At 71.8% G+C, this 12853-nt stretch carries 11 protein-coding genes; 6 read left to right on the top strand and 5 right to left on the bottom strand.

Going from position 1 to position 12853, the window contains the following annotated elements; translation table 11 throughout:
* Both JHN63_RS15610 and rsmH read right to left on the bottom strand, forming a co-directional pair.
* Positions 1 to 509, bottom strand: a 509-nt coding sequence (locus JHN63_RS15610; RefSeq protein ID WP_200681682.1) for a septum formation initiator family protein, incomplete at its 3' end; no start/stop codon positions are given.
* Between the two features lie 30 nt (positions 510 to 539).
* On the bottom strand, positions 540 to 1496 hold the full coding sequence (gene rsmH, locus JHN63_RS15605) for a 16S rRNA (cytosine(1402)-N(4))-methyltransferase RsmH (protein ID WP_200681681.1): 957 nt from the start codon (positions 1494 to 1496) through the stop codon (positions 540 to 542).
* A 440-nt stretch (positions 1497 to 1936) separates the two neighbouring features.
* Between rsmH and JHN63_RS15600 the strand changes: the two genes are divergently transcribed.
* The 4 genes from JHN63_RS15600 (at position 1937) to JHN63_RS15585 (ending at position 7481) form a co-directional block, all read left to right on the top strand.
* On the top strand, positions 1937 to 2485 hold the full coding sequence (locus tag JHN63_RS15600; protein WP_200681680.1) for a carbonic anhydrase: 549 nt from the start codon (positions 1937 to 1939) through the stop codon (positions 2483 to 2485).
* A 237-nt stretch (positions 2486 to 2722) separates the two neighbouring features.
* Positions 2723 to 3748, top strand: a complete 1026-nt coding sequence (locus JHN63_RS15595) for a MoxR family ATPase (RefSeq protein ID WP_200681679.1) — start codon at positions 2723 to 2725, stop codon at positions 3746 to 3748.
* Positions 3748 to 5103 carry a DUF58 domain-containing protein gene (locus JHN63_RS15590; RefSeq protein ID WP_200681678.1) on the top strand — a complete coding sequence of 452 codons (1356 nt, stop codon included), beginning with the start codon at positions 3748 to 3750 and terminating at the stop codon, positions 5101 to 5103. Before JHN63_RS15595 ends, JHN63_RS15590 begins: the two co-directional genes overlap by 1 nt.
* On the top strand, positions 5100 to 7481 hold the full coding sequence (locus JHN63_RS15585) for a DUF3488 and transglutaminase-like domain-containing protein (protein ID WP_200681677.1): 2382 nt from the start codon (positions 5100 to 5102) through the stop codon (positions 7479 to 7481). Before JHN63_RS15590 ends, JHN63_RS15585 begins: the two co-directional genes overlap by 4 nt.
* A gap of 112 nt (positions 7482 to 7593) precedes the next feature.
* Here JHN63_RS15585 and JHN63_RS15580 read toward each other — a convergent pair whose 3' ends face one another.
* The 3 genes from JHN63_RS15580 to JHN63_RS15570 all read right to left on the bottom strand — a co-directional run bounded on the left by JHN63_RS15580 (position 7594) and on the right by JHN63_RS15570 (position 9860).
* Positions 7594 to 7989: a DUF3040 domain-containing protein gene (locus JHN63_RS15580; RefSeq protein WP_200681676.1), complete on the bottom strand. Its 396-nt coding sequence runs from the start codon at positions 7987 to 7989 to the stop codon at positions 7594 to 7596.
* A gap of 278 nt (positions 7990 to 8267) precedes the next feature.
* Positions 8268 to 9038 carry a methyltransferase gene (locus JHN63_RS15575; protein WP_200681675.1) on the bottom strand — a complete coding sequence of 257 codons (771 nt, stop codon included), beginning with the start codon at positions 9036 to 9038 and terminating at the stop codon, positions 8268 to 8270.
* 282 nt (positions 9039 to 9320) lie between these two features.
* Positions 9321 to 9860 carry an SAV_6107 family HEPN domain-containing protein gene (locus JHN63_RS15570; protein ID WP_200681674.1) on the bottom strand — a complete coding sequence of 180 codons (540 nt, stop codon included), beginning with the start codon at positions 9858 to 9860 and terminating at the stop codon, positions 9321 to 9323.
* Positions 9861 to 10045: 185 nt separating this feature from the next.
* Here JHN63_RS15570 and JHN63_RS15565 point away from each other — a divergent pair, with 185 nt between their 5' ends.
* The gene (locus JHN63_RS15565; protein WP_200681673.1) at positions 10046 to 10738 is read left to right on the top strand and encodes an ATP-binding cassette domain-containing protein; all 693 of its coding nucleotides are present in this window, start codon (positions 10046 to 10048) and stop codon (positions 10736 to 10738) included.
* On the top strand, positions 10710 to 12794 hold the full coding sequence (locus JHN63_RS15560) for a YhgE/Pip family protein (RefSeq protein WP_200681672.1): 2085 nt from the start codon (positions 10710 to 10712) through the stop codon (positions 12792 to 12794). The genes JHN63_RS15565 and JHN63_RS15560 overlap by 29 nt, the downstream gene beginning before the upstream one ends.
* Positions 12795 to 12853: the final 59 nt, after the last annotated feature.

Here is a 12853-nt window from a genome sequence, read left to right as displayed (position 1 = left end):
GGTACGGACCGGGCCGGGGTGGGGGTAGGGGTGGCCGCGGGTGCCGACGCGCCGGGCGCGGGGGTCGGACTCGGCCTGCTGATGAGCGCTTCGGGGGCGAGCACGGCCGGTGTGCTCAGGGTCTTCTCGGCCGCGGCCTGTTCCGGGACACCCTTCACCGTGCCGTTCGGGTCGAGGAAGGCGGGGTCCCCGCCGGGCACCATGCCCAACTCGTGGGCCCGGCGCTGGAGGGCGTCGGGGGCGGAGTAGGCGTCCACGTCCCGCTGGAGCGCCTGTTCCTCGTCGGTGAGGCTCTTCGTCTGCTTCTGGAGGTCGTCCAGCTTGAACTGCCCTTCGCTGAGCGCGGAGTTCAGCACGAGCAGTCCGATCAGGCCGCCGCCGAGGAGCAGCACGACAAGGAGGACGAACGGGGTCCTGGCCGCGTGGATCCCGCCGGTCTGCGCGGGCCCGGTCGGGAAGAGCCGCGCGAGTCGGGCGGCCCTGCCCCTCAGTTCGGGTTTCCTACTCACTCACGCACCTCGCACTCACTTGGTACGTACTCACCCGATGTCCTCCCTGATGCGCTCGGCCCCCCGCAGCCGCGCGGGTGCCGCTCGCCGGTTCTCGGCGACCTCTTCCTCGGTGGGAAGTTCGGCACCGCGCGTCAGGAGCTTGAGCCGGGGCTGGTACTGCTCGGGCACGACCGGCAGCCCAGGAGGCGCGGTGTTGGCGGCACCGGCCGCGAACACCTGCTTCACCAGGCGGTCTTCGAGCGAGTGGTACGACAGGACGGCGATCCGGCCGCCCACGGCAAGGGACTTCACCGCGGCGGGGATCGCGCTCTCCAGGACGGACAGTTCGCCGTTGACCTCGATGCGCAGCGCCTGGAAGGTGCGCTTGGCCGGGTTGCCGCCGGTGCGCTTGGCGGCCTGGGGCAGCGAGTCTCGGATCAGCTCGACGAGCCGCGCGCTGTTGCCGAACGGCTCCTTGTCGCGCTCGCGGACGACCGCGGACACGATCCGCTTGGCCTGCTTCTCCTCGCCGTACGCCCGCAGGATGCGGACGAGTTCACCGGGCGCGTAGGTGTTGAGGACCTCGGCGGCGCTGATGCCGGTCGTCTGGTCCATGCGCATGTCCAGGGGGGCGTCCTGGGCGTAGGCGAAGCCGCGGTCGGCCTCGTCCAACTGCATGGAGGAGACGCCGAGGTCGAACAGAACGCCCTCCACGCGCGCGAGGCCGAGCCGCTCCAGCACCTCGGGCAGCTCGTCGTAGACGGCGTGCACGAGGGTGGCGCGGTCACCGAAGGGCGCGAGGCGCTCGCCGGAGAGACGCAGGGCCTCCTTGTCGCGGTCCAGGGCGACGAGCCGGGCCTCGGGGAACCGGGTCAGCAGGGCCTCGCTGTGCCCGCCGAGCCCGAGGGTGCAGTCGACGACCACCGCTCCCGGGCGCTCCAGCGCGGGGGCCAACAGGTCCAGGCACCGCTGGAGCATCACCGGGACGTGTCGACTCTGGCTCAAGGGGCCCTCTCAGGTCCGGCACGGGCCGTACGCACCGCCGGGTCCCCGCCCTCCCCCAGCTCCGCTGGGGGGACCCCAGAGAAGGGGAGGCCTGTCGGCGCCGGAGGCGTCAGCCGACCGGGAGCGGGAGGAGGCCGAGCCGTACGTACGCGCCGCGCACGTGGGGAGAATCCGGAAAATCGCCGGGGTCTCCGGGAAAAGTCCAGCAGGGAGAGCCTCGCCTCCCGCTTCGCGCAACTTTAGTCCACGCTGTCTCACGGTCAATCAACCGGCCTGCGCGTCGCGGGCCCGGGTGCGTGCGAAGCCTCAAAACGGAAAGAATCACCCACCCGGGTGCACCCCCGCCACTCGTGTGGGTTACCTCACAAGAGGACGTGATGACGCTCTTTTTCCCCTCCCACGCCGAGACCGCACCGCCGGTGACCAGTACCGTCATGGGTATGACGACCTCCGCATCCGTACCCACAGAGTCCGAAGGCGCCATAGCTCACGGCGGGACCGTGACGGACCGCCTTGTCGACGCCAACGCGCAGTACGCAGCCGCCTTCACCGATCCCGGGATGGACGCCCGTCCCGTCCTCCAGGTGGCCGTGGTGGCCTGTATGGACGCCCGCCTCGACCTGCACAAGGCGCTCGGCCTCCAGCTCGGCGACTGCCACACCATCCGCAACGCGGGCGGCGTGGTCACCGACGACGTGATCCGCTCCCTCACCATCAGCCAGCGCGCGCTCGGCACCCGCAGCGTCGTGCTCATCCACCACACCGGCTGCGGCCTGGAGTCCCTCACCGAGGAGTTCCGGCACGACCTGGAGATGGAGGTCGGCCAGCGCCCCGCCTGGGCGGTGGAGGCCTTCCGGGACGTGGAGCAGGACGTACGGCAGTCGATGCAGCGTGTGCGCACCTCGCCGTTCCTGCTGCACACTGATGATGTGCGCGGCTTCGTCTTCGACGTGAAGTCGGGTCTGCTGCGCGAGATCGACCCCGCCTGACGCGCCCGCCCGCCCCGAAAATTTCGGAAAACTCGCCACTGGGACCGCCCAAAAGGTCGTAAGACCCGACAAAGCGAAGGCAGTTGTCCACAGGCGAGTGACACGAACCGGTAACGGCAACAAGAATGCGGGTGTGGCGTCGCGCGGAACTTTTTCCGCGCGGTGTCCGTGTTTCGGGGTGGGCCGGTCCGCATCACAGGCGTCGGCCCATGGAAAGAACGGGCCGAGGAGGGCCGGGTGACGACCTATGACGATCGAGCGAGCCTTACAGATCTGACCGCCACTGTGGAGCGAGTCCGCAGTTCGGTGGAAGGAGTGATCGAGGGCAAGCCCGAGGTCGTACGGCTTTCGCTGACCGTGCTGCTCGCCGAGGGACATCTTCTGATCGAGGACGTTCCGGGTGTGGGCAAGACAATGCTGGCCAAGGCGCTGGCGCGGTCGATCGACTGTTCGGTGCGGCGAATCCAGTTCACGCCCGACCTGCTGCCCTCGGACATCACCGGTGTGTCCATCTGGGACCAGCAGCAGCGGGACTTCGAGTTCAAACCGGGCGCCATCTTCGCCCAGATCGTGATCGGCGACGAGATCAACCGCGCCTCGCCGAAGACCCAGTCCGCGCTCCTGGAGTCCATGGAGGAGCGGCAGGTCACCATCGACGGCCAGACCTACGAGCTGCCCAGCCCCTTCATGGTGGTCGCCACGCAGAACCCGGTCGAGATGGAGGGCACCTATCCGCTGCCCGAGGCCCAGCGCGACCGCTTCATGGCCCGGGTCTCCATCGGCTATCCCAGCGCGGAGGCCGAGCTGCAGATGCTGGACATCCACGGCGGGGTCAGCCCGCTGGACGACCTCCAGCCCGTGGCGCACGCGCACGACATCGTCAAGCTGGTCGAGGCGGTCCGCGGCGTCCATGTCGCCGACCCGGTGCGCAGATACGCGGTGGAACTGGTCTCCGCCACGCGCAACCACCCCGACCTCAGACTCGGCGCCTCCCCGCGCGCGACGCTGCACCTGCTGCGCGCTGCGAAGGCCTCCGCCGCCCTGAGCGGCCGTGAGTACGCGCTGCCGGACGACATCCAGGCCCTCGCGGTCGCGGTCCTGGCGCACCGCCTGCTGCCCACCGCCCAGGCCCAGTTGAACCGTCGTACGGCGGAGCAGGTCGTCCAGGAGATCCTCCAGCGCACCCCCGTGCCCGCGGCACCGTCCCCGCAGAGCGGACTGGGTGTCGGGGCGTACGGCCAGCAGCCGCCCCGGAGGCTGTGATGTCCACCGGGGAGGCGGAGACCGACCGGGACGAGAAGGGCGGTGTTCGTACGGCCCTGGCCGGGCTGACCACCCGGGGACGCTCGTTCCTGGCCGCCGGCATCGCCGCCGCCGTCTGCGCGTACGTCCTGGGGCAGAGCGATCTGCTCCAGGTCGGACTCCTGCTGGCGGTGCTGCCGCTGATCTGCGCGACCGTGCTCTACCGCACCCGCTACCGGGTCGCCGGCAGCCGCCGGCTCTCCCCCGCGCGCGTGCCCGCCGGCAGCGAGGCCCGCGTCCATCTGCGGATGGACAACGTCTCGCGACTGCCCACGGGCCTGCTGATGCTCCAGGACCGGGTGCCGTACGTGCTCGGCCCGCGCCCCCGCTTCGTCCTGGACCGGGTCGAGGCGGGCGGCCGGCGCGAGGTGTCCTACCGGGTCCGCTCCGACCTGCGCGGCCGCTACCCCCTGGGCCCGCTCCAGCTCCGTCTGACGGACCCCTTCGGAATGTGCGAACTGACCCGCTCCTTCTCGACCTTCGACACCCTTACCGTCATCCCGCGCGTGGAGGCCCTCCCCCCGGTCCGCCTCAGCGGCGAGGCCAAGGGCTACGGCGACGGCCGCAACCGCTCGCTGGCCCTGGCGGGCGAGGACGACGTGATCCCGCGCGGATACCGCTACGGCGACGATCTGCGCCGCGTGCACTGGCGCTCCACCGCGCGCTACGGCGAGCTGATGGTGCGCCGCGAGGAGCAGCCCCAGCGCGCCCGCTGCACGGTGCTCCTCGACACCCGGGGCATCGCCTTCGCGGGCCAGGGCCCGGACTCGGCCTTCGAGTGGGCCGTCTCCGGGGCGGCCTCCGTCCTGGTGCACATGCTGGAACGGGGCTTCTCCGTACGGCTGTTGAGCGACACCGGCAACTCGGTGCCCGGCCAGGACGCCGACGGGTTCGCGGGCGCGAGCCAGGAGTCGGCGGACGCGGCCGGACTGATGATGGACACCCTCGCGGTCATCGACCACTCGGACGGCGCGGGCCTGTCCCGAGCCTACGACGTGCTGCGCGGCGGGAACGAAGGGCTTCTGGTGGCCTTCTTCGGCGACCTCGACGAGGAACAGGCGGCGATCGTCGCCCGGATGCGCCAGCGCAGCGGGGGCGCCCTCGCCTTCGTGCTGGACGCCGACGGCTGGGTGCGTGAGTCGAGCGACGTCCCCGGTCCCGGGGACGAGCAGGAGGAGCGGCTGCGGATGCTGCGCGACGCGGGCTGGACCGCCGTGGGCGTACCGCGCGGCGCGTCCCTGACGGACCTGTGGCAACAGGCGGACCGGGAGCGCAACGGCATCACCGCGACCGGCCTCGGGGAGGGATGGGCATGAGCGGGCGGGCACGACTGGCGATCTGCGCCTGGGTGGCCACGGTGCTGGCGTCCTGCGCACTGCTGCCCCTGGTCTCCCCGGCGACCTGGCTCGTCCAGGCCGCCTTCATGCTGGCGATCCAGACCGGGGTGGGTGCGGCGACCCGGCGGGTCCCCCTGGCCCGGCCGCTGACCGTCGCGGCGCAGGCCCTGGTCACACTGCTGATGCTGACCGTGGTCTTCGCGCACGCGCAGGCCCTCGGCGGGATCGTCCCGGGCCCCGAGGCCTTCCGGCACTTCGGCGATCTGTTGCAGCAGGGCTCCGACGACGTCTCCCGGTACGCGATCCCGGCACCGCTGCACGACGGCATCCGGCTGATGCTCATCGGCGGTGTCCTGGTGATCGGCCTCGCGGTGGACACGCTCGCGGTCACCTTCCGCAGCGCGGCCCCGGCCGGACTGCCACTGCTCGCGCTGTACTCGGTGGCCGCCGGGCTGTCCGAGAGCAGCTACGGCTGGCTGTGGTTCCTGCTCGCGGCCGCCGGCTATCTGACGCTGCTGCTGGCCGAGGGCCGGGACCGGCTCGCCCAGTGGGGCCGCGTCTTCGGCGGCGCGCCCCGCACCACCTCGGGCCCGGAGTCCTCGGGTCCGCTCGCCCCGGTCCGTACCGGGCGGCGGATCGGCGCGGTCGCGATGGCCATCGCCCTGCTGCCGCTGCCCACCATCTCGGGCGGCCTGCTGGACACCGCCGGGACCGGCGTGGGCGCGGGCACCGGGGGCGGCGGCACGATCTCCGCGGTCAACCCGCTGGTCTCGCTGCGCGACAGCCTGAACGTCGACGAGAACCGCCAGGTCCTGTCCCTGCGGACCAGCACGAACGACAGCTCGGACATGTATCTGCGGATCGTGTCCCTGGACGACTTCGACGGCACCACCTGGAAGCCGTCCCAGCGGCACATCGAGGGTGTGCCGGACTCGTTCCCCACGCCGACCGGCCTCGGCGCGGACATCAAGCGCTCGGTGATCCAGACCCGGATCTCGGCCGCGGACTGGTACGCCCAGGACTGGCTGCCGATGCCGTACCCGCCCAGCGGCGTGAAGATCGACGGCAGTTGGCGCTACGAGCCCGTGGGCATGACCGTCGTGGGCGATCACGGACAGAACACACGCGGGGTGACCTACACGGTCAACAGCCTGGACGTGGAGCCGACCGCGGAGCAGTTGGCCACGGCGCCGGAGCCCTCGGCGAACCTGAGGAAGCAGTACACCGAGGTGCCGAAGTCGCTGCCCGCGGTGGTGGCCGACACCGCCCGCACGGTCACCGCGGGCTCGACCAGTCACTACGAGCAGGCGGTGAAGCTCCAGGACTACTTCGCGGTGTCCGGCGGCTTCCAGTACGACACCCAGGTGGACGTCGGCACCGGCCGTGACGCGATCGCCAAGTTCCTGCGGGACAAGCAGGGCTTCTGCGTCCACTTCTCCTTCGCGATGGCGGCGATGGCCCGCACCCTGGGCATTCCGGCCCGGGTCGCGGTGGGCTTCGCGCCGGGCACCCCGGAGGCGAACGGCACGGTGTCGGTGGGCCTGAAGGACGCGCACGCCTGGCCGGAACTGTACTTCGAGGGCGTGGGCTGGACCCGCTTCGAGCCGACCCCCAACCGGGGCTCGGTGCCGTCGTACACCCAGTCGACCACGCCCGGCAGCGACATCCCGGACCCGGCCGGCTCCTCGTCCGCGACGAGCGCGGCACCCTCCGCGGCCCCCTCGACGAGCGCGAGCTGCACGGCCCAGCTGAAGAAGCTGGAGGGCTGCTCGAGCCAGGCCCCGGCGATCGTGGCGGGCGGCGACTCGGACGGTCCCTGGTGGCTCGTGCAGGTGGTGCTGATCAGCCTGGGCGTGCTCCTGCTGCTGGCGATCCTGTTCTCGCCGCTGCTGTGGCGGATCCGGATGCGCTCCGTACGGCTGGGAGCGCACGGTCGTACCGAGGCGGAGGCGGCGATCCACACGCTGGCGGTGTGGGAGGAAGTGACCGATACGGCCTGGGACTTCGGGATCTCGCCGGACGATTCGCTGACCCCGCGCAAGGCGGCGGCCCGGATCGTGCGGCTCGGGCAGCTCGACCCGCCGTCCACCGCCTCGGTGCACCGGGTGGCGGACGCCGTGGAGCAGGTCCTGTACGCGCCTCGGCCGCAGGTGGCGGCGGGGCTCGCGCAGGACGCCCGGCGGGTGATCGTCGGGTTCCAGGACACGGCCGACCGCCCCACGGAACTGCGCGCACTGCTCGCCCCGCGCTCGACCGTCCGGGTGGTGTGGGCGCTGTCGGCCTGGTGGACGTCGGTGACGACACGGGCGGCGGCGCTGCGGCCGAACCTGCGCAAGCCGTCCGGCCAGCAGGGCTGAGGGGCACGGCGGGCGAGAAGCAGGGCATACGTGAGGGGGTGACCACCGGTTCGGTGGTCACCCCCTCACTCGTGTCTTGAGGAGCGCCGTGTGCGCTGCGGGCCGGGTGCCGCTACTGGCCCTGCTGCTCGTCGCGGCGGCGCTGCCAGCGCTGCTCGATACGATCCATCACCGAGCGCCGCTGCCGTCCCTGACGGCGGGCGTGCGGTGCGCCCGCGGCGGGCTGTTCGCCAGGCTTGGGGGCTTTGCGCCAGCCGGTCACGACGAGCACCGCACAGCCCAGCATGACGAGGAACCCCATCACGCTGACCCAAATCTGCTTGGCGACCATTCCTGTCATGAGGAGCGCAATACCCACGAGGAAGCCGGCCATCGCCTGGTAGACCCGTCTCCGGGTGTACGTGCGCAGCCCGCTTCCCTCAAGCGCTGTCGCGAACTTGGGATCTTCGGCGTACAGCGCTCGCTCCATCTGCTCGAGCATTCGCTGCTCGTGCTCCGAGAGCGGCACGGAGTCCTCCTCATCGTGCAGTCGCCGGGGCGACCCGGGGGGTCCCTTCAGGATAGGCAGGGAATCGCCCCCGTGAAACCCGCCCCTCTACGCCAATTGACCAACCGGAATCCGTCAAGGCCGTTCCGGCTCGCTGAAGCTTCCATTCCCCAGCGACCCTCCCGTCATGCCGGGCGGTCTCCCTCGATCATACGGCGCCGGGCCCCCGATCGGGGGGCCTGTGGCGTACTCCATGTGCGGCCGAGCCGCTGATCAGGGGGTCCGGCACGGGAGGCGACTCACGCCTCGCCGGCCCCTCGCGTCTCGCCGAGCACATGAAGCTGCGTGGCCACGGAGTGGAACGCCGGGAGCTCGGCCGCCGCGGCCTCCAGCTTCAGCAGCGCGTCCAGGGCGCCGGGCTCGGTGTCCACGAGCACTCCGGGCACCAGGTCGGCGAAGACCCGCACCCCGTGCACGGCGCCGACATGGAGCCCCGCGCCCTCGACGAACGCGGCGAGCTGCTCGGCGGTGAAGCGGTGCGGGACGGGATCGGCGGCGCCCCAGCGGCCGTTCGGGTCGTCGAGGGCCTGGCGGGCCTCCGTGAAGTGACCGGCGAGGGCTCGCGCGAGCACGGCACCGCCGAGCCCGGCGGCGAGCAGGCTCAGGACGCCCTCGGGGCGCAGCGCGGCCACCACGGTGCGGACGCCCTCGGCGGGGTCGTCCACGTACTCCAGGACGCCGTGGCACAGCACCGCGTCGTAACCGCCGCGCTCGACCACGTCGAAGAGGCCGTGGGCATCGCCCTGGACGCCCTGCACGCGGTCGGCGACACCGGCCTCGGCGGCGCGGCGCTCCAGCGCGAACAGCGCGTTCGGACTCGGGTCGACGACGGTGACGCGGTGCCCGAGGCGGGCGACGGGCACCGCGAAGTTGCCGCTGCCGCCTCCGGTGTCCAGGACGTCCAGCGCGTCCCGCCCCGTGGCCTTGACCCGGCGGTCGAGGGCGTCCTGAAGGACGTCCCAGACCACGGCGGTACGGAGGGAGGCGCGGGGGCGGCTCGGGTCCGACACGGCAGTTGACTCCTCGGCGCGGCACCGCCTGTGCACGGCGGAGCGAACGGGCTGCCTCCCCGGCCCGGGTGCGGGCGGAGGGAAGGCTTCAGGCGCCCTCCACCCTATTGCCTCCGGTGCCGTACCTGGTCATGTGTCTCGCGCGGCGAACACCGTGCGAGCGCTCCGCCGGTCGAGCGGTGATGAAGCTGCGGGTCGGTGGGGGGCTGGTCGCGCGCACGCGGCGGAGCCGCATGTCGATACGGCCCCGCGCCCTGGTGGGGCGCTCTGCCTCACCAGGGTTCATCCCGCGCGGTCCTCCGGCCGCTCCGGGTCCTGGCGCGGCTGGGGCAGGACCGGCTGGAGGACGAGCATCCGCTCGACCAGGCGCAGGAACATGGCCACGTCGCGGATGAGGTCGTCGGCGTCCCGGCGGGTCGCCGCGCCCTGGATGCCCGCCTCGGCCCGCGCTCGGCGGCGGGCTCCGGAGGCGAACAGGGCGCTCCACTCGGTGAGTTCGGGTGCTATCTCGGGGAGCACTTCCCAGGCGCTGCGGATGCGGCCCCGGCGTCGGTTGGTGGGCTCCGGCTGGACCCGCGCGGCGAGTACCGCGGCGGCGGTGCGCAGGGCGGCCAAGTGGGCTGTCGCGTAGCGCTCGTTCGACGTCTCGAGGACGGTTGCCTCGTCCAGTCCGGCGCGGGCCTGGGCGAGGAGGTCGAGGGCGGCGGGCGGGGCCGTGGCCCGGCGGAGCACGGGGTGCACATCGCTCGCCGGGCCGGTCAGTGAGGGGGCAGGGCCGGCGGCGCGGCGCCGACGGGCGGCGGCTGCGGACGGGTGGGCCATGACGAACCTCCTGTCGTCGTGTGACGGCACGCCCAGTCAGGTAGTGCCGTATGTGCCCATCGTGAGGTATGGCACTGACAATCCGTTCTGACCTGCGCTTTTGCTTCGATCGAAGGTTCGCGTTAGTTTTTGCACTGACCAGTCAGTTCAAAAGTTTCAATGGTGCGGGCAGGGGTTGGGGAACCGTGGGTGGGGTCGGTGTCACCACCGAGGACTTCGGGCTGAAGGGGCCGCGCGGCTGGGCGTTCCGGGGAATCTCCCTGGACGCCGGGCCCGGCTCGCTGATCGCCGTCGAGGGGCCGTCGGGGTCCGGGCGCACGAGCCTGCTGCTCGCGCTCACCGGGCGGATGAAGGCGTCCGAAGGGACCGCCTCCGTGGGCGAGTTCACGCTGCCGAAGCAGTCGGCGGCGGTACGGCGGGTCGCCGCGCTGGCCCATGTCGCCGGGGTCACCGACCTCGATCCGGCGCTGACCGTCGGCGAGCACCTGCGGGAACGGGCGCTGCTGCAACGGCGGTTCGGGGACTCCGTACGCACGATGCTGCGGCCGCGATCCGAGCGGGCCGTCGAGGCGGGGCTGCGGATCGAGCGGGCGCTGGGCGCCGCCGGTCTCGACCGCGAGGCGCTGCCCAAGGGGGCGCGGACCGCCGTACGGGATCTGGAGCGGGTGCAGGAGGTGCGGCTGTCCGTCGCGTTGGCGCTGATCGGACGGCCGTCGCTGCTGGGTGTGGACGACGTCGATCTCAAGCTCTCGGATGCCGAACGGGCGGAGATCTGGGACCTGTTGAGGTCCCTCGCGGATTCCGGAACGACTGTGGTGGCCGTGTCCACCGAGGGAACGGAGAAGGCCGATGCACGCGCCACGACTGGCCGCGCTTGAGCTGCGGCGCTTCGGCAGGGGGAAGCTGCCGCGCGCCGCGCTCGTCGCCCTCCTGCTGCTGCCGCTGCTGTACGGCGCCCTGTACCTGTGGTCCTTCTGGGACCCGTACGGCCGCCTGGACCGCATCCCCGTGGCGCTCGTCAACGACGACAAGGGGGCGAGTGCCGGCGGGAAGAGGGTCACGGCGGGCGACGACATCACCCGGGGGCTGCGCGGCAGCGGGACGTTCGAGTGGCACGAGGTGAGTGCGGCCACCGCGCGGAAGGGTGTCGAGGACGGCACGTACTACTTGTCGTTGACGATGCCGGCCGACTTCAGTGCGCGCGTCACCTCCAGTGCGGGCGACTCCCCGGAGACGGGCGCGCTCCAGGTGCGGACGAACGACGCGAACAACTACATCGTCGGGCAGATCTCCCGGACGGTGTTCAGCGAGGTGCGGTCGGCCGCGTCCACGAAGGCCTCGCGGACCTTCCTGGACCGGATCTTCGTGTCGTTCTCCGACATCCACGGCGAGACCGTGAAGGCGGCCGACGGCGCCGACAAACTCAAGGGCGGCATCGGTACGGCCGAGGAGGGCTCCAAGGATCTCGCCGACGGCCTGAAGGACGCCAAGGAGGGCAGCGGCACGCTCTCCAAGGGCCTGAAGAGGCTCGACACGGGCGCCGGTGACCTGGCGGACGGTTCGCGCCAGGTGGCGGCCGGGACGCAGACCCTCGCCGACACGGTCAACGGGGTCGCCGACAAGGTGGGGCCCTTCCTGAAGGACAACGAGAAGACCATCGGGGACACGGCCCAGTTGGTCGCCGACTCGGCGAGGACGATCCGCGCCAACCTGGGCACCCTGGTGAAGACGGCCCCGATCGCCGCCAAGGGCGCGCACGCGGCTTCGGACACCCTGGACGAGGTCTACAGGGCGCGCTGCGAGAACGCCGTCCTGGCCGACGCCGCCTGTCCCGACCTGAAGAAGGCCGTGCAGGCCGCCTCGGACGTGGCGAAGGTCGCCGACGACGTGAACAGCCTGGTGGCCGATCAGAATGGCGACCTGAAGAGGCTCGACGCGAACCTCGGCACGCTCCAGACGCAGGCCCAGGCGCTCGCCGACCGCGCACCGCACCTCTCCGAGGACCTCGACGACGCGGTGGCCAAAATCAACAAGCTGAACGCCGGTGCCGGCAAGGTCGCCGCGGGCGCCGAGACCCTGCACACCGGGCTCGGCACGGCCAAGACGGGCGCCGCCACGCTGGACGCCGGTGTCGGCAGGCTGAAGACGGGTGCCGTGGATCTGAGCGGCGGCCTGTACAAGCTCGTCGACGGCTCCGGGAAACTCGCCGGCGGACTGCACGACGGCGCCGCGCAGATCCCGGACTACGACAAGCAGGACCGCGAGCAGCGCACCGGTGTCATGGCCGACCCGGTCCGACTGGCCTCCCAGGACCTGCACAAGGCGCCCAACTACGGCACCGGATTCGCCCCGTACTTCATCCCGCTCTCCCTGTGGGTGGGCGCGATGGTGGCCTACATGCTGATCGCGCCCATGAACCGGCGCGCGCTCGCCGCCGGTGCCTCGGCCTGGCGGATCGCGCTCGCGGGCTGGCTGCCGGTGGTCGCGGTCGGGGTGCTCCAGACGGTGGCCCTGATGGCCGTACTGCACTGGGCGATCGGCCTGGAGATGGCGCGGGCGGCCGGCACGGTCGGCTTCCTGTTCCTGGTGACGGCGTGCTTCGCGGCGATCGTGCAGTGGCTGAACGCACGCTTCGGGGCGGCGGGCCGGATCCTCGTACTCGCCCTGCTGATGCTCCAGTTGACGTCGGCGGGCGGCACCTATCCGGTGCAGACAAGCCCGGGCTTCTTCAACGCGATCCACCCCTTCTTGCCGATGAGTTACATCGTCGAGGCCCTAAGGAGGCTCATCACGGGCGGCGGTCTCGAACCGGTGTGGCACGCGTGCGTGGTGCTCACCGCCTTCACCGCGGGCGCCCTCGCACTGACCGCGCTGTCGGCGCGCCGCCGCCAGGTGTGGACGCTGGACCGGCTGCACCCGGAGCTGACCCTGTGACCCCGCCCAGGACCCCGGCACCCGTGCCCGGCGCCGGAGCCGGGCCTGTGACAATCAGG

It is taken from the genome of Streptomyces sp. MBT65 (assembly GCF_016612545.1).
Taxonomy (GTDB): Bacteria; Actinomycetota; Actinomycetes; order Streptomycetales; family Streptomycetaceae; genus Streptomyces.
The sequence above is the reverse complement of the archived record's forward strand: the minus strand, read 5'-3'. Positions and strand labels throughout refer to the sequence as shown.